17 protein-coding genes are annotated in these 16059 nt (G+C 68.5%); 12 read left to right on the top strand and 5 right to left on the bottom strand.

Going from position 1 to position 16059, the window contains the following annotated elements; translation table 11 throughout:
• Positions 1-4: 4 nt before the first annotated feature.
• A complete protein-coding gene (locus E7T10_RS15060; RefSeq protein ID WP_137722423.1) occupies positions 5-835 on the bottom strand; it encodes a TIGR02587 family membrane protein in 831 nt (276 codons plus the stop codon).
• Positions 836-946: 111 nt separating this feature from the next.
• Between E7T10_RS15060 and E7T10_RS15055 the strand changes: the two genes are divergently transcribed.
• The 7 genes from E7T10_RS15055 to E7T10_RS15025 all read left to right on the top strand — a co-directional run bounded on the left by E7T10_RS15055 (position 947) and on the right by E7T10_RS15025 (position 6599).
• Positions 947-1477: a hypothetical protein gene (locus E7T10_RS15055; RefSeq protein WP_137722422.1), complete on the top strand. Its 531-nt coding sequence runs from the start codon at positions 947-949 to the stop codon at positions 1475-1477.
• A 94-nt stretch (positions 1478-1571) separates the two neighbouring features.
• Entirely contained in the window at positions 1572-2570 is a 999-nt protein-coding gene (locus E7T10_RS15050) for a D-cysteine desulfhydrase (protein ID WP_137722421.1), read from the top strand.
• A 14-nt stretch (positions 2571-2584) separates the two neighbouring features.
• Positions 2585-2845: a DUF3253 domain-containing protein gene (locus tag E7T10_RS15045; RefSeq protein WP_137722420.1), complete on the top strand. Its 261-nt coding sequence runs from the start codon at positions 2585-2587 to the stop codon at positions 2843-2845.
• A 2-nt stretch (positions 2846-2847) separates the two neighbouring features.
• On the top strand, positions 2848-4047 hold the full coding sequence (chrA, locus tag E7T10_RS15040) for a chromate efflux transporter (RefSeq protein ID WP_137722419.1): 1200 nt from the start codon (positions 2848-2850) through the stop codon (positions 4045-4047).
• Entirely contained in the window at positions 4044-4721 is a 678-nt protein-coding gene (locus E7T10_RS15035) for an aspartate/glutamate racemase family protein (protein WP_137722418.1), read from the top strand. The genes chrA and E7T10_RS15035 overlap by 4 nt, the downstream gene beginning before the upstream one ends.
• Positions 4722-4770: 49 nt before the next feature.
• Complete coding sequence (locus E7T10_RS15030) at positions 4771-5754, top strand: nucleoside hydrolase (RefSeq protein WP_137722417.1); 984 nt, start codon at positions 4771-4773, stop codon at positions 5752-5754.
• A complete protein-coding gene (locus E7T10_RS15025; protein WP_137722416.1) occupies positions 5751-6599 on the top strand; it encodes a ribokinase in 849 nt (282 codons plus the stop codon). The genes E7T10_RS15030 and E7T10_RS15025 overlap by 4 nt, the downstream gene beginning before the upstream one ends.
• On the opposite strand, the gene E7T10_RS15020 is transcribed toward E7T10_RS15025, so the two are convergent.
• On the bottom strand, positions 6593-7504 hold the full coding sequence (locus E7T10_RS15020) for a helix-turn-helix transcriptional regulator (protein WP_246846053.1): 912 nt from the start codon (positions 7502-7504) through the stop codon (positions 6593-6595). The genes E7T10_RS15025 and E7T10_RS15020 overlap by 7 nt on opposite strands.
• 204 nt (positions 7505-7708) lie before the next feature.
• Here E7T10_RS15020 and E7T10_RS15015 point away from each other — a divergent pair, with 204 nt between their 5' ends.
• Both E7T10_RS15015 and E7T10_RS15010 read left to right on the top strand, forming a co-directional pair.
• Entirely contained in the window at positions 7709-8968 is a 1260-nt protein-coding gene (locus E7T10_RS15015; RefSeq protein WP_137722415.1) for a hypothetical protein, read from the top strand.
• A 101-nt stretch (positions 8969-9069) separates the two neighbouring features.
• Entirely contained in the window at positions 9070-11553 is a 2484-nt protein-coding gene (locus E7T10_RS15010) for a prolyl oligopeptidase family serine peptidase (RefSeq protein ID WP_168189963.1), read from the top strand.
• A gap of 4 nt (positions 11554-11557) precedes the next feature.
• Here E7T10_RS15010 and E7T10_RS15005 read toward each other — a convergent pair whose 3' ends face one another.
• Together E7T10_RS15005 and E7T10_RS15000 are read right to left on the bottom strand one after the other, a co-directional pair.
• On the bottom strand, positions 11558-12163 hold the full coding sequence (locus E7T10_RS15005) for a hypothetical protein (protein ID WP_137722414.1): 606 nt from the start codon (positions 12161-12163) through the stop codon (positions 11558-11560).
• A gap of 79 nt (positions 12164-12242) precedes the next feature.
• Positions 12243-13373: a zinc-dependent alcohol dehydrogenase family protein gene (locus E7T10_RS15000; RefSeq protein ID WP_137722413.1), complete on the bottom strand. Its 1131-nt coding sequence runs from the start codon at positions 13371-13373 to the stop codon at positions 12243-12245.
• 136 nt (positions 13374-13509) lie between these two features.
• Between E7T10_RS15000 and E7T10_RS14995 the strand changes: the two genes are divergently transcribed.
• A complete protein-coding gene (locus tag E7T10_RS14995; RefSeq protein WP_017506452.1) occupies positions 13510-13944 on the top strand; it encodes a thioesterase family protein in 435 nt (144 codons plus the stop codon).
• A gap of 48 nt (positions 13945-13992) precedes the next feature.
• Entirely contained in the window at positions 13993-14526 is a 534-nt protein-coding gene (locus E7T10_RS14990) for a MarR family winged helix-turn-helix transcriptional regulator (RefSeq protein WP_137722412.1), read from the top strand.
• 22 nt (positions 14527-14548) lie between these two features.
• On the opposite strand, the gene E7T10_RS14985 is transcribed toward E7T10_RS14990, so the two are convergent.
• Positions 14549-15469: a retropepsin-like aspartic protease gene (locus E7T10_RS14985; RefSeq protein WP_168189962.1), complete on the bottom strand. Its 921-nt coding sequence runs from the start codon at positions 15467-15469 to the stop codon at positions 14549-14551.
• Positions 15470-15526: 57 nt separating this feature from the next.
• Here E7T10_RS14985 and E7T10_RS14980 point away from each other — a divergent pair, with 57 nt between their 5' ends.
• Positions 15527-16045 (top strand): PadR family transcriptional regulator, encoded by a 519-nt coding sequence (locus tag E7T10_RS14980; protein WP_137722410.1) that lies wholly within the window; start codon positions 15527-15529, stop codon positions 16043-16045.
• Positions 16046-16059: the final 14 nt, after the last annotated feature.

Here is a 16059-nt window from a genome sequence, read left to right as displayed (position 1 = left end):
GGGGTCAGACCAACAGACGGGCGGCGGCGGCGCCGATGGCGGCGGGGAAGCCCAGGACGACCATCGTCTGGACCACGCCGGCGACGGCATGGCCGTCGGTGCGCCCGAACAGGAACAGGGTGAACAGGCTGACGGCCAGGGCGATGGCATAGCCGGGCAAGGTGAAATGCAGGAAGGCCTTGATCGGATGTTCGGCCTCTTCCTGACCGGCGAAGCCGGCCTTGAAGACGATCAGGTGCAGCAGAAGGATGGAGACGGCGATCAGGGTCAGGATGTGGGCGGGCGTCGCCTTGTAGGCGATCAGGATCATCTCTTCGGTCGGAGCGACGTTCAGGGCGAAGAACAGGGCGCCGGCCGCCATCAGGAACAGTTCGCCGAAATAGGAGGCCTGATCTTCATCGGTGTCGCCTCCGCCATCCCCGCTGAGCTGACGCCGGGCCAGAAGCGCGCCCATGGCGCCGGGAATCGCCTGAAGCGCGACCATGCCCAGGCCCTCGCGCGGCGGCGCGTCCCATTCGACGACGCCGAACAGAATCAGCAGCACCGAGGCGGTGATGAAGCCGACGGCCAGGGCCACGGCGGTGTCCAGCGCATCGTTGACCGGCCCGCGTCGCTTGGAGAAGCCGGCGTAATAGGCCAGGCCGTAAAGCAGCGGCAGGCCGGCGACGATGAAGGTCAGCAGCCGCCAACGGTCCATGATCACGCCCTGCGCCCACATCTCCATCGTCATCAAGAGCGGGATGTTGAACACCAGGGCGCCGGCGAAGGCGCGGCCCAGATCGCGGACATAGGCGCGCTCGCGTTGCAGATCCAAGGGCGGCGCGGCGGCGGTCATGCGGCGGCAACGCTTGGACGCCGGCTTTGGCTCCGGACCGCTTGTCGAACGGCGTTCAGGCGGCGTTCATTCGCAGCCAAGCTTAGTCGCGTCATCGAGGGAGAGGGAACGATGAAACAGATCAAGACGACCGCCATCCTGGCGGTCATGGTGTGCGCGGGATTGACGGCCTGCGCCTCGGTGGAGGTCGGCGGCGAGCCGATGGCCCTGTCGCCCGCCATGGCCGAACAGGCGCGGATCGGCAGCGTCACGACGACGACCGGCTGGCTGGACGCCGAGGACGACTTCGCCGACACCTTCAACGACGAGGTGCTGAACGAAATGGGGCTGTGCGCCGGTGGTCGGCATCGGCTGAACCTGAACATCCATGTCGAGGCGCTGAGCCGGGCGCCGCGCCTGGCCATTCTGGCGGGCGATCGCGCCGAACACCGGATGCGGGCGACTGCCGAATTGCGCGACCCGGCGCAGGGCGGTCAGGTGGTCGGGCGTTATCCGCTGGTCGTGACGGTGGATGCGGGGGCCGGGGTGCTGGACGCCCTGATGGACCGGCAGGCGGTCACGTCCCACGCCTTCGCCCAGGCCCTGTGCGACGCCGCCTTCGTTGCGCCGACGCGTGTGGCCGAGGCCGGCGCGCCGGGCTGAGGCCGAGGGCGCGCGAAGGGGCGGGCGGCTGGGGCTGGACGCTTTTGAATGTCATGGGCGCGGGCTATCAAGACGGCGAACAGGAAACCGTCCCATGCATCTCGCCCGTTTCGCCCGTATCCGCCTGGCCCATCTGCCGACGCCGCTGGAGCCGCTGCCCCGCCTGTCGGAGGAGTTGGGTCTGGATCTGTGGATCAAGCGCGACGACTGCACCGGCCTGGCCGGCGGCGGCAACAAGACCCGCAAGCTGGAGTTCCTGCTGGGCGCGGCGTTCGAACAGGACGCCGACACCCTGGTGACGCAAGGGGCGGTGCAGTCGAACCATGTGCGCCAGACGGCGGCGGCGGCCGCCGCCCACGGCCTGGCCTGCGAGATCATTCTGGAAGAGCGGACGGGGTCCAAGGCGACGGACTATGTCGGCAACGGCAATGTGCTGCTGGACCGGCTGTTCGGCGCAACCCTGCGCACCGTGCCGGGCGGGACGGACATGGTCGCCGAGCTGGAGAAGACGGCGGACGAGGTGCGGGCGCGGGGCGGCAAGCCCTATGTCATTCCCGGCGGCGGATCGAACCCGATCGGGGCTTTGGGCTATGTCGATTGCGCGCGCGAGATCTTGGTCCAGGCCGATGAGATGGATCTGGAGGTCCACCGCATCGTGACGGCGACGGGCAGCGCGGGCACCCACGCGGGCCTGGTCGCCGGGCTGGCGGTCATGCGGGCGGACATTCTCGTGCTGGGCATCGGGGTGCGGGCGCCCAAGGACAGGCAGGAGGCGAACGTCTTCAAACTGGCCGAGGAGACGGCCGCCCTGCTGGGCCAACCGGGCCGGGTGACGCGCGAGATGGTGGTCGCCGATTGCGACTATGTCGGCGAGGGCTATGGCCTGATCGACCAGGGGGTGATCGACGCCCTGACCCTGGCCGCGCGTCTGGACGGGATCGTGCTGGACCCGGTCTATTCGGGCAAGGCGATGAAGGGGCTGATCGCCTTGGCGCGGGCCGGACAATTCAATGGCGAGACAGTGGTCTTCCTGCACACTGGCGGAGCGCAGGGGCTGTTCGGCTATCAGACCGAGATCGAAGGGGCGCTGTAGGCGCGCCGTCCGTCATGGACCCGCGCGAGGCCACGCTGGCGCTTCTGGCCGCCCGGGCCGAGGACGCCACTGTCTGCCCCAGCGAGGTTGCGCGGGCGGTCGCGGGCGAAGACGGCGCGTGGCGCGAGGCGATGCCTGACGTTCACGCGGCGGTGGACGCCCTGGTGGACGAGGGCGCGGTGCGACTGAGCTGGAAGGGACGGCCGCTGGCGCTGCGCGCGGGGCCCTATCGGATCGCGCGGGCTCGAAGCGGTGAAGACGGGGGCGGCGGGTGACGGTGCGCGAGATCGAACCTGTTCCGCCGGCGCTGTCCTTGACGGCGGTGTTTCTGCGGTTCCTGCGGTTCGGGCTGCTGGCGTTTGGCGGGCCGGTGGCGCAGATCGCGATGATCCGGCGCGAGCTGGTCGATCAGGGCCGGTGGATGTCCAGCGCGCGGTTCAACCGGCTGCTGGCGGTGTTGCAGATCCTGCCGGGGCCGGAGGCGCACGAGCTGTGCGTGCATATGGGCATGCGGGCGCGGGGGCGGATGGGCGGTCTGCTGGCGGGCCTGGGGTTCATGCTGCCGGGGCTGATCCTGATGCTGGGGATCGGCTGGGCCTATGTGGCGCTGTCGCCGGTCGTGGGCCTGCTGGCCGGGGCGTTCCTGGGGGTTCAGTCGGCGGTGGTCGCGGTGATCGTGCGCGCCGTCTGCAAGATCGGATCGCATATTCTGGAGGATCGCTGGCTGTGGGCCGTCGCCGTCGTCGGCTTTGCGGCGACCCTGGCGGGAGCGGCCTTCTGGATCGTGCTGGCGGCGGGCGGGGCGGCCTATCTGCTGGTCCGGGTCGGGCGGGTCGGCCTGGCCGTCGGGGTCGTGGCGCTGGCGGTTCTCGCAGCCCTGGCGATGCACGGGCTGGGGGACGGCGGGCCGGTATTTGGACAGACGGCGGGGCCGGCGGGCGATGGCGGCTGGGTCGCGATGTTCTGGACGGGGCTGAAGGCGGGGCTGCTGACGTTCGGCGGCGCCTATACCGCCATTCCCTATGTGCGCGCCGATACGGTGGGGCGCGGGCTGATCGACGATGGGGCGTTTCTGGACGGGATCGCCTTTGCGGGAGTGATCCCGGCGCCGCTGGTGATCTTTTGCACCTTTGTCGGCTTCGTGGTCGCGGGCTGGGGCGGGGCGCTGGCGATGACGGCCGGGGTGTTCGCGCCCGCCTTCGCCTTTTCAATGATCTTCTATGAACGGCTGGAGGCGGTGGTCGAGGACCGGCGGCTGCACGACGGTCTGGCCGGGGTCGCGGCCGCCGTCGTAGGGATCATCGCCGCGACCAGCGTGGAGCTGGGCTGGGCGACCTTGCAGCGGGCGCCGTCGATGGCGGCGGCTGCAGCGATCTTTGCGGGCGCCCTGGCGGTGGCGTGGGCCTGGCAGAGCCGCTACGCCGTGCCGGCAGTTCTGGCCGCCGCGGCGGTCGTGGGATGGGGCGTGATGCGATGAGCAAGATCCTGGGCGTGATCGGCGGCATGGGGCCGGCGGCGACCGTGGCGTTTCTGGCGCGGGTGCAGGCGCTGACGCCGGCGGAGGGCGACGCCGATCATATCCGGGTCGTGATGGACCTGAACCCCCACGTTCCCGATCGCAACACGCGGCCGGGCGAGGCCGAGTTGGTGCTGGGACAGATGGCCGAGGGGCTGGCGGCGGCGGGAGCCGAGGTGATCGCCATGCCCTGCAACACCGCCCACGCCCAGGCGGGTGCGATCCGCGCGGCGTGCGAGGCGAAGGGGCTGGGCTTCATCGACATGATTGCGGCGACGGCGGATGCGGCGGCGGCCTCTGGAGCCAAGCGGATCGGGGTGCTGGCGACGCCGGGGGGCGAGCGGCTGTACACGCAGGCGCTGGCGGCGCGCGGGGTCGACACTGTGCTGCTGGAGGGTGCGGACCGCGAGGCCTTCATGGGCTTGGTCTATGGGGTCAAGCGCGGCGATGTCGGCGAGGCGGCGCGGGCAGGGATGTTGCGGCTGGCGCAGGCCCTGGCGGATGCGGGCGCGCACGGGCTGATCGCCGGCTGCACCGAAGTGCCGCTGCTGCTGAGGGCCAAGGATGCGCCGATCCCGCTGACGGATTCGGCCGAGGTGCTGGCCCAGGCGTGCGTGACGGCGTGTCGGGTCTGAGGCGCGGTTGCGGCTTGCTCCGCGCGGCCGGCCTGCCTAGTCATGGGCGGTGTCTATTCAGTCCCTGATCATCGATTGCGACCCCGGCGTGGACGACGCCGTGGCGCTGTTTCTGGCCTTCGCCGCGCCCGAGCTGGAGTTGCTGGCCGTCACCACGGTCGGGGGCAATGTCCCCGTCGCCAAGACCCAGCGCAATGCGCGGATCATCCGCCAGATCGCCGGGCGCGAGGACGTGCCGGTTTTCGGCGGGGCGGAGCGGCCGCTGAAACGTCCGCCGGCGGGGGCGGGCGAGTTTCACGGCGTCGAGGGTCTGGGCGATCTGGAGCCGTTCGAACCGACGGGGATCGTCGGCGACGGACCGGCCGCCAACGCCATCGTCGATCTGGTGATGAGCCGGCCCGAAGGTTCGGTCGCCATCGCCGTCCTGGGGCCGATGACCAATCTGGCGCTGGCGATGCGGCGCGAACGGCGGCTGGCCGAACGGCTGGGGCCGGTGGTCGTCATGGGCGGGGCGCGGTCGGAAGGCGGCAATGTCACCGCATCGGCCGAGTTCAACATCTGGGCCGATCCGGATGCGGCGGCGGTGGTGTTCGGATCGGGCTGTCAGGTCGTCGCCTTCGGCCTGGATGCGACCCATCAGGTGCGCGCGACCGAGGACCGGATCGCGGCGATAGAGGCCATCGACAGCGAGGCCGCGCGGGCGGCGGCGTCGACGCTGCGGTTCTCGCAGCGGGTGGAGCGCGAAATCGTGGGTTGGGATGCAGCGCCGTTGCATGACCCGTGTCCCATCGCCTGGCTGATCCAGCCTGACCTGTTCGAGACGAAGCCCTGCCGAATCGAGGTGGAGACGGGTTCGGACCTGACGCGCGGGCATACGGCGGTCGAGTTCCGGATCGATCCGGCGACGGCGCGGCATCGCTGGGCGGTCGCGGCGGACGCGCAAGGGGTGTTCGATCTGATCGTCGCCAAGCTGAAGGCTCAAGCTCTGGAGGCCCAAGCTCTGAAGGCTCAGGCGCTGGAGGCCGGCGCATGAGGATCACCGTCGTCGGCTCGATCAATCTGGATCTGGTGGCCACCGCGCCCCAACTGCCGGCGCCGGGCGAGACGGTGACCGGGGCGACCCTGGCGCGCCATCCCGGCGGAAAGGGCGCCAACCAGGCTCTCGCGGCCGAGAAGCTGGGGGCCGAGGTCTGTCTGATCGGGCGGGTCGGCGACGACGCCATGGCCGGCGAGGCCCTGGCCCTGATGGAGGGCCTGGGCGTCGATCTGGCGGGGGTGGAGGTGGATGTGGCGGCCCCGACGGGGGTCGCTTTGATCGCCGTCGATCCGACCGGCGAGAACCAGATCGTGGTCGCGGCCGGCGCCAACCACATGGTCACCCCTGAACAGCTGCCGCAGCGGATCGAGGGCGCGCTGATCGTACAGCTGGAGCTGCCGATCGAGACGGTCGAGGCGGCGGTGGGCCGGGCGACGGGCTTCGTCTGCGCCAATCTGGCGCCCGCCGCGCCGGTGTCGGAACTGCTGCTGCGCCGCGCCGACCTGATCGTCGTGAACGAGACCGAGGCGGCCTTCTATGGCGATGGACTGCATCGGGGCGGCGGTCGAGTGGTGGTGACCAAGGGCGCGCGAGGCGCGGCCATGTATCAGCGCGGCGTCGAGATGGCCTGGGCGACCCCGCCCGCCGTCGAGGCGGTCGATGCGACAGGCGCGGGCGACGCCTTCGTCGCCGCCATCACCGTCGCCTTGCTGGAAGGCATGGACCCGGCCGAGGCGCTGCGCTTCGCCTGCGCCGCCGGAGCCTTCGCCGCAACCCGCCCGGGTGCGCAACCCTCGGCGCCGGAGCGCGATCAGGTCAAGGCGCTGCTCAACGCTCAATAGACGCGGGCGCTGACGGCGCCGCGTCGGCGCATGCCGGGATGAACCAGATCACCGCACGCCTTCACGAAACGGCTGCGCCAGGGTTCAGAAATTGTCGGCGCTGAAATGGTCTGGCCATCAAAGGTGAAGGCGATGGATGCGCCCTGCGCCAAGGGCTCCAAAATTTCGTCTGCGATCGAAAATGCGTATTCAAGGGCGGGATCGTCAGCATCGCCTTTCACCTGAGGCGAGCCTGTTCTGACCACAACATCGCCGACCCGCAGGTCCATTTCAGGTTGGGGCCATGCATCGCGCGGTGAAAATCCCCGCACGATGGTGGTCATGGAAAGGCCTTCGCAGATTAGCATGACCTGCGGGGTCGCACTGTACGGTTTGGACGGATCGGGAACCAGGAAGGCGACGGCCGGAACGTTGGGACTGAAGAGTCCTCTCCATTCCTCCCCTCCAGAGCTATGCGCAGCCGACCCTGGCGGTGATGTGGGTTGAGAGGATGAGACAGCCGGATATTGAAACCTGCTGGTGACAAGGCCCGCCAATGCGGCCGCAAAAATTACTGCGAACGCCATCGCTGTTCTCCGCAAACTGACCTTGCCGGTCGCCGCTCGATCCGAGCCCGACCAGTGCCGCTCGGGCGTCTGGCGGCCAACACCGAATAGTTTGGGCCGAATTTCTTGTGGCGGCTGTGGAGCTTGATCGGCGAGACGGCGCGCCAACTCGCGGCTGCTGACTGCGCCGGTTTTACGCCGTGCCGATCGGAGCCTTTCGTTGACGCTATTGACCGACAGGCCCGTCAGATTGGCTATGGTCTTGGCGGTATGACCCTGAGCCAGAAGACGCAGCAGGTCCTGTTCTTGGGCGGTGAGACGATCGAGATTTAGAGACATGGATTGGCGCCGAACGGACATGCCTGTCGTTCCTAGGCAAAGGCGCCGAGAGCGGAAACTCCGAAGACGCCGCAGGCCGCTACGATTTTCTTGTGGCAGTCAAAATCGGAACGATGCGCAACAAGGCCGAAAGAGGCGCCGTTCACACGCAAACCTTCGACGCGGCGACAGCTCGCCATACTTCCGCCCAGCACAACCTGCGATTTAAGGGAGATGGAGGGGCGAATGCTGACACGACGAGGATTAGGGCTGGCGGCCGTTGCGACGGGCGCGCTGGCTGTGCGACCTGCTTGGTCGCAGACGCCATTGAGCGCCGAGCAGCAGTTCATGGTCGAAGGGCGGTATCTGCCGCAGTATCTCGAGCTGAAGGCGCAGGCGGCTGCGGGCCGTCCGGCGGCTGGAGGCTTTCTGGCGCAGTATGCCGCCTTCCTTGGCGACGAGACGACGGCGATCGGCGGCGACGAAAAGGATCGGCCGGCCGACGCCGAGTTGCCAGACCTGTCGGACGCCGAGAGCCGTGATGCCCTGTCCGCCATCGTCGAAGCCGCGACAGACAGGCAGATCGTCATACTCAACGAGGCCCACAACATATCGGGCCATCGCGGTTTCGCGACGCGCGTCATGCGGGCTTTGAGCCCGCTGGGTTTCGACACCTTCGCCGCCGAAACCTTCCTCCAGCCACAGCAAGAGGCGGCGCCTAGCATACGCAGATACAGGCGGGGAGATCCGTTGCATTCCAGTTTCGGATACTACATCGCCGACCCGGTCTATGCGGAGGCCGTAAGGGAGGCGGCGGAGCTCGGTTATACGTTCGCGGATTACGAATGGCGGTGGGACCAAAGGCCGCCGGCGACGGCGTCAGGTGATGAGCAGATCGCCGCGCGAGAAGCGGCACAGGCCGGAAATCTGGTCGAAACTGTGCTGAAGGGCCGACCGGATGCGCGGATCTTCGTCTTGTGCGGCTACAGTCATGCCATGGAGCTTGAAGGGCGCGGGGGCCTGTGGTTCGCCGCTCGGCTGAAGGCGCTGACCGGCATCGATCCCCTGACCATCGAGCAGTCCTGGAACTGGCCTGCAACGCGGCCGCAAGCCGATGCGCCGCATGTCGCCGCTGTCTTGAAGCGCTTCCAGCCGACCGCGCCTATCGTTGTGTCGCGCAACGGGATCGCCTTCGCCAACAGCGATTTCGAAGGTCGAGTGGACCTGAGCGTCTTTCATCCGAGACTGGAGCGCGTGGCTGGACGGCCGGGCTGGCTGGCGGCTGACCCCCTGCGAAAGGCGGTCGAGGTCTCGATCCCGGCTTTTGAAGGCCCGGCCCTGTTGCAAGCGCTGCATATGCAGGAAGGCATGGTCATCCCGGCAGACCACTTTCTGCTGGAGGCGGGCCAGGCGCGGGGAACCATGATGCTCAGGCCCGGCGCCTATGTTCTGCGGTTGGAAACGACGCGAGGGATTGAACCGGCATTCGGGGAAATCGTCGTCTGACGCCGCCAGCGACCTAATGACTGCTTGACCCCAAAACGGGTTGGCGTCGGCGTGCCGGCGGGGGTAGGTCTGGGGTTCGGGATTTGTGGGGACTTCAGACGATGATGATGCGTGGACGTGGGGTTGGGCTGGTTCTGGCGGCGGTGCTGATGAGCGGCGTGGCGGGTGGGGCGTTGGCCCAGAACGCGGGGGCCCAGAACGCGGCGCCGGCTGTGGGGCCGATGGTCTATCAGCAGCCGCCGGCGCCGATCGCGGACATCTTGGACGCCAAGCCGACGCCGTCGTCGATGCTGAGCCCGGATCGGCGGACGCTGGTGTTGATGGACCGGTCCAACCTACCCAGCATCAAGGCCCTGGCCGAGCCGATGCTGAGGCTGGCGGGGACGCGGATCAATCCGAGAAACAACGGCGCGGCCGAAAGCCGGGTGGCGTGGCTGACGGGGCTGAGCCTGCAGGCGGTGGACGGGGGGCAACCTCGCGTCGTGGCCCTGCCCGACGGCGCGCGGTTCACGGCGCCGCGGTTCTCGCCGGACGCCAAGTCGCTGGCCTTCGTGCTGGATCGTCCGACGGGGCTGGAGCTGTGGGTGGTGGACGTGGCCTCGGCGCGGGCGAGGAAGCTGACCGATCCGGTGGTCAATATGACGGGCGGGACGGGTTATGAGTGGCTGCCCGACAGTTCGGGCCTGCTGGTCGAGGCGGTGCCGGCGGGACGCGGTCCGGCGCCGGACGTGACGGCGGCGCCCACGGGGCCCAATATCGAGGAGACGGCCGGGCGGGTCGCGCCGGTGCGGACCTATCAGGACCTGTTGTCCAACCCCGGCGACGAGGCCCTGTTCGACCATTATTTCACCAGCCAGCTGACGCTGGTTCCGCTGAACGGCCGTGCACGGACGATCGGGTCGCCGGCGGTCTATCTGGACGCGTCGGTGTCGCCGGACGGTCAATACATCCTGCATGAGATCGCCAAGCGGCCCTATTCCTATGCGGTGCCGGACGACCTGTTCCCGACCGAGATCGTGGTGACGGATCTGAACGGTCGCGTGGTGCGCACGGTCGCCGACCTGCCGCTGCGGGACGATGTGCCGACCGCCTTCGACGCGGTGGCGCCGGGGCCGCGCGCGGTCGGCTGGCGCGCCGATGCGCCGGCGACCCTGACCTGGGTCGAGGCGCTGGACGGCGGCGACATCCGCCGCGAGGCTGAGTTCCGGGATCGGGTCTTCATGCAGGCTGCGCCCTTCACGGGCGAGCCCGTCAAGCTGATCGACCTGAAGGAACGGTTCGGCGGGATCGTGTGGGGCAAGGACGACCTGGCCATCGTCAACAGCCGCTGGTTCAACACCCGGCACGAGACGCGGTTCGTCGTCGATCCGTCCAACCCCGGCGAGGGCCGGGTGCTGCTGGAGCGGAACTATCAGGCCCGCTACGACAATCCGGGCCAGCCGGTGACCCAGCCGAATGCTCAAGGGCGGTCGGTGATCCGCTTCGATCCGCAGGGGCGCATCCTGATGTCGGGCGCGGGCGCGACGCCGCAGGGCGAGTTCCCCTTCCTGGCCGCGATGGACCCGGCGACGGGACGCAGCGAACGGCTGTGGACCTCGGCCAACACGGACTACGAATATGTGGTCGGCTTCCTGGATGCGGACGGCAAGCGGGTGGTGACGCAGCGCGAAACGCGGCTGGATCCGCCCAACCTGCAGATCCGCGACCTGACGACGGGCCAGACGACGCGGCTGACCAACTTCCCTGATCCGGCGCCGCAGCTGGCCGAGGCGACGCGGCAACTGGTGACCTATGAGCGGGCCGACGGGGTCAAGCTGTCGGGGACGCTGTATCTGCCGGCCGGTTACGACAAGGACCGCGACGGGCCGCTGCCGATGCTGATGTGGGCCTATCCGGCCGAGTTCACCGATGCGGCGGTGGCGGGCCAGACAGTGGATGTGCAGAACCGCTTCGTGCGGCCGGGCGGGTCCAGCCATCTGTTCCTGCTGACCCAGGGCTATGCAATCTTCGACAACCCCTCCATGCCCATCATCGGCAAGGACGGGGCCGAGCCGAACGACACCTATGTCGAGCAGCTGACCGCCGACGCCCAGGCCGCCGTGGATGCGGTGGTGGCGATGGGGGTGGCGGATCGCGACCGGATCGCCGTGGGCGGCCACAGCTACGGCGCCTTCATGACGGCGAACCTCTTGGTTCACACCGACCTGTTCCGGACCGGGATCGCGCGGTCGGGCGCCTATAACCGCACCCTGACGCCGTTCGGCTTCCAGTCGGAGCAGCGCAACTATTGGGAGGCGACCGAGGTCTATACCGAGATGTCGCCCTTCACCTATGCGAACAAGCTGAACGAGCCGATCCTGCTGATCCACGGCGATGCGGACGACAACTCGGGCACCTTCCCGGTCCAGTCCGAGCGGTTCTATGCGGCGCTGAAGGGGCTGGGGGCGACCGCGCGTTACGTCATCCTGCCACTGGAGGCGCACGGATACCGCGCGCGGGAATCGGTGGGCCACACCCTGTGGGAAATGACCCGCTGGCTGGACCAGTATGTGAAGAACGCCCCGCCGAAGCCGGCGGCGAACTGAGCGATCAGGGCTGGGACGCCGCGGCCTCCGCCGCGGCGTTGACGGCCGCGAGACGCGCGTCCTGCTCCGACTGGGGCGGGACGCCGAAGACGGCGCGCAGGCTGTCGGGGATCAGGGCGCGATCATAGGGATCGAGGGTGGCCGGGGCGTCGCGGGTCTTGCGGGTCTGGGTGCCGTAGATCTGCGGCTTTTCGGTCATCTGCAGATAGCGATCCAGCGTCGCGGCGGCGATCCAGGCGCCTTCGGGCGAGCCCTTGGCCACGGCGGCGACGGCCAGACTATGGGCCAGCAGATAATCCTCGGGCGTGGAGCCATGCTGGAAGACGAAGGCGGCGGCGCGATAGTCCTCGCCGGTGCTGAGCGCGCCGGCGTCCAGCAGGGCGCGGGTCTGGACCCGGCGCGCGGCGTCTTCGGCGAGCATTGCTGTGACGCGGGCGCGGTCCTTGAAGAAGTCCGGGGTCAGGTTCTGCCGTATCGCCTGATCGGCGGCGAAGATGGCGGCCATCTCGGCGTTGTTCTGAGGCGGAGTCTCTTGAGCCAAGGCCGGAACGGCGAAGGCGAGGACGACGGCCGACATCGCGGCGGCGCAGGACAGGCGAGACGGGCGCATGGAAGATCTCCGCTGAAGCTTGAGCGGACATTGGTCTGCGGATTTGCGGCCGAAAGCGGGCGGCGGGATTACAGTGTCGTCAGGGTCTGACGATCAGCCGCACGACCTCGCCGGCGTGGAGGCGTTCGAAACCGGTGTTGATGTCATCGAGGGGGATGATGCCGCTCATCAGGCGATCGACGGGCAGGCGGCCCTGGCGATACAGGGCGACGTAGCGGGGGATGTCGCGGCTGGGGACGCAGGTTCCGATGTAGGAGCCCCTCAGCGTGCGCTCCTCGCCGACCAGGGAGACGATATTGACGGCAAGGGCCGAATCGGGCGGCGGCAGGCCGGCAGTGACGGTGGTTCCGCCGCGCCGGGTCATCTTCCACGCCGCCTCCAGCGCCCGGACCGCGCCGGCCATTTCGAAGGCGACGTCGGCGCCGCCGTTCGTCAGGGTGCGGACCTGATCGACGGCGTCGGGGTCGGCGGCGTTGACGGTGTGGACGGGCCCCAGGGTGCGGGCCAGGGCCAGCTTGTCCTCGGACAGGTCGACGGCGACGACGGGGCTGGCGCCGGAGGCCAGGGCGCCGAGCACGCTGGCCAGGCCCACGCCGCCCAGGCCGATGACGACGACGCTCTGACCCGCGCGGACCTGGGCGGTGTTCACCACGGCCCCGACGCCGGTCAGGACGGCGCAGCCGAACAGGGCCGCCTCCTCGAAGGACAGGTCGGGATCGATCTTGACCAGGGAGCGGCGTGAGACGACGGCCCGCTCGGCGAAGGCGGAGCAGCCCAGGTGGTGGTTGACGGGCTCGCCCTCGCGGAAGATGCGGCGGGCGCCGGACAACAGTTCGCCCCGGCCGTTGGCGGCGGCGCCGGGCTCGCACAGGGCGGGACGGCCGCCGGCGCACGGGTCGCAATGGCCGCAGGACGGCATGAAGACCATGACGACGTGATCGCCGATGGCGAGATCGGTGACGCCGTCCCCCAGCGCCTCGACCACGCCCGCCGCCTCGTGACCCAGGGCCATAGGCAGGGGACGGGGGCGGTCGCCGTTGATGACCGACAGGTCCGAATGGCACAGGCCCGCCGCCTTGATCGCGACCAGCACCTCGCCCGGGCCGGGCGGGTCCAGCGTCACGGTCTCGACCGACAGGGGGCGGCTGTCAGCGTAAGGGTGGACGGCGCCCATGCGGGACAGGACGGCGGCGCGGGTCTGGAGGCTCATATCGGTCTGCCCTCTGGGGCGCTGTCGGCCAGCGCGTTCGTGATCAGACTCCTACCGATAGGCGCTTGACCTAACGTCGTCCAAGCTAGAGCGTCGGGATCGAGAGCGACGGTTCGCGTCGCCGAGGGAGACGACGATGCCGAAACGAGACGAGGGCGCGCTGGCGCAACGGGCGACCTACAAGGCCTTTCACATGGTCTCCACCCGCTGGGCCGACAACGACCAGTACGGCCATATCAACAACGCCAAATTCTACGAGTTCGTGGACTCTGCGGTGAACGCCCACCTGCTGATCGCCAATGCGCTGACGGAATCGATCGGCCTGGTGGTGGACTCGGGCTGCCGCTACACCTCGTCGCTGAAGTTTCCCGATGTGATCGAAGTCGGGATCAAGGTCGATGCGATCGGCACCTCCAGCGTTACCTACGGCTTTGCGGTCTTCAAGCGCAGCGTCGATGTTCCCGCCGCCATCGGCCATTTCGTCCACGTCTATGTCGACGCCGAAACCCGCCGGCCCAAGCCGCTGCCGGCGCGGCTGAGAAGCGTGGTGGAGAACCTGCGCGCGGGGTAAAGGCTTTCGCTCTTCGCCTGATATCCAGCGCCTGTTTGCGTGACGCCCATGTCTTCCCACCCCGCCGATCTCGATGACGCCTTCTATCTAAGCTTTACGGAGGCGGATGCAGCGACGACCGGGGACGATCCGCGCGGAAGCCTGGAACTGGTCGTGTCGATGCGCATCGCCTTCGTGGCCCGGGCGTGGATCACGCGGGCCAATGCGCTGTTTCGCGGCCGAGGCTATACGGCGGCGCAGCGTGCGCACCTGTATGTTCTGGCGTCCAAGCCCAAGGGTCTGACGCAGTCGGAGCTGGCGGCGATCTTGCGGATATCGGAGGCGTCGCTGTCGCGCCGCATCAAGCTGTCGATCGAAGAGGGGCTGGTGTCACGCCATCCGTTTTGCGGCGACGGACGCGCCAACCTGATCCGGCTGGAACCCAAGGGGCTGGAGGCGCTGAACGCCTCCGATCGTGTGGCGCGTGAGGATCGCACCCGACTGCTGGCCGGCGTCACCGACGAGGAATTGGCCATTACCGCCAAGGTCCTGAAACTGCTGACGGACCGTATTCCGCAGACGCCCGAACGGTCCGACGCCTGACGACATCGGACCGCCCTGACCGTCAGTCGCCCGCCAGGACCCAGGTGCGTTCGTTGGTGGGGTCGAAGACGAATCGGAACTTGCGCATCATGGGCAGGCCGACATTGGGGGTTCCGCCCTCGATGAAACGCAGCTTGGGGCTGTCGACCACGACGCCGCCGACCTTGACCGGGCCGTCGGCCTGGGCCTCGTACACCGGCTGGGTTCCGGCGGCGGAGGTCGCGATGCCGATCTTGCGCGGCTCGCCCTTCAACTTGATCTGGCTGACCAGAGACAGCGGCAGCAGGAAGGCGCTGTCGTTGCCGGTGTCCAGGGTGGCCTCGACCGAGGCGCCCGGCAGGTCCAAGGCGACGACCGGCAGGCGTTCGTCGTCGGAATAGGCGTGTCCGGGGCCCTCGGGGCGCTGGGGCGCATCGGGCGCCATGATGCGAAGCTCGCCCTTCGCCAGGTTCATCTCGACCAGTTTCCCGGGGAAGCTGTTGGGACCGAAGATGCCGACTTCGTCCTCGTCCCTGAACTCGAAGACGGTGGCGGGGCCCTCGGTGATCGCATAGCCGCCCAGGGTCACCCCCTTCAGACTGGTCGTATAGCCGGGCACCATCAGGCCCGTGCTGCCGTCCCTGGACTGGGACGGGCCCACATTCGGCATGCCCATGTCGTCGGCGTAAGACTTGTAGATCAGGTTGCCGTTGGTGCCGGTGTCGAAGACGACGGGCGCAGGATGGCCGCCGTTGATCCGCATCATCAGAAGCGCCCGGCCGTCCGAAACATAGAGCGGGATGCGGGCCACAGCGGCCGCCGGCGCGGGGGCGGTCGCCAGAGGGGGCGCCTGAGTGGGCGCTTGAGAGACAGGCGCGGCTTGCGCCGCAGCAAGGCCAGCCGATAGGCTGACTCCGGCCAGGCAGGCCGCTGCCGTGGCGCGTTTGAACAAGGACCGGATCATGCATTCCTCCATGGACGTCGATAGTCCGATTAGGACTATCGAGTCGGATCGGGTCAAATGAACAATCGGCAAGGAAGCCTGACGGAGCTGGAAGGCGCCATCCTGTCGGAAATCCATCATCGCGGCGCCTCGACCGCCTTCAAGGTCCGCAAGGCGTTCCAGGATTCGATGTCTCTGGAATGGAGGGGCAGCGCGGGCGCCGTCTATCCGGCCATTCGACGATTGACGGATCGTGGCGTGATCGACGCGGCCGAGACGGGTTCGGGCCGGGGCACGGTTCTTCTGTCCCTGACGCCACAGGGAGTCGCGGTGATGGAAGACTGGATCTGCGACGCCGAGCGCGCCGCCAGCGTCGGTCTAGACCCCTTCCGCCTGCGCTCAGGCATGTGGGACCGTCTGCCGCCTGTCCGAAAGGCTGAGGCCCTGGCGGCCCTGAGGCGCACGGTGGAGGCGGAAATCGCCGCCTTGCGTCAGTATGTGGTGTCGCTGGACCCGATCGAGCGTCCCCGCATCGAACTGGCGATCAGTCTGCAGCTCAGCCGCCTGGACTGGCTGGACGGGCAACGCGCGTCATAGACCTCGCGCCCGCC

It is taken from the genome of Brevundimonas sp. SGAir0440 (genome assembly GCF_005484585.1).
Classification (GTDB): domain Bacteria; phylum Pseudomonadota; class Alphaproteobacteria; order Caulobacterales; family Caulobacteraceae; genus Brevundimonas.
Note: the sequence above shows the minus strand (reverse complement) of the source record. Positions and strands in the feature narration are given on the sequence as shown.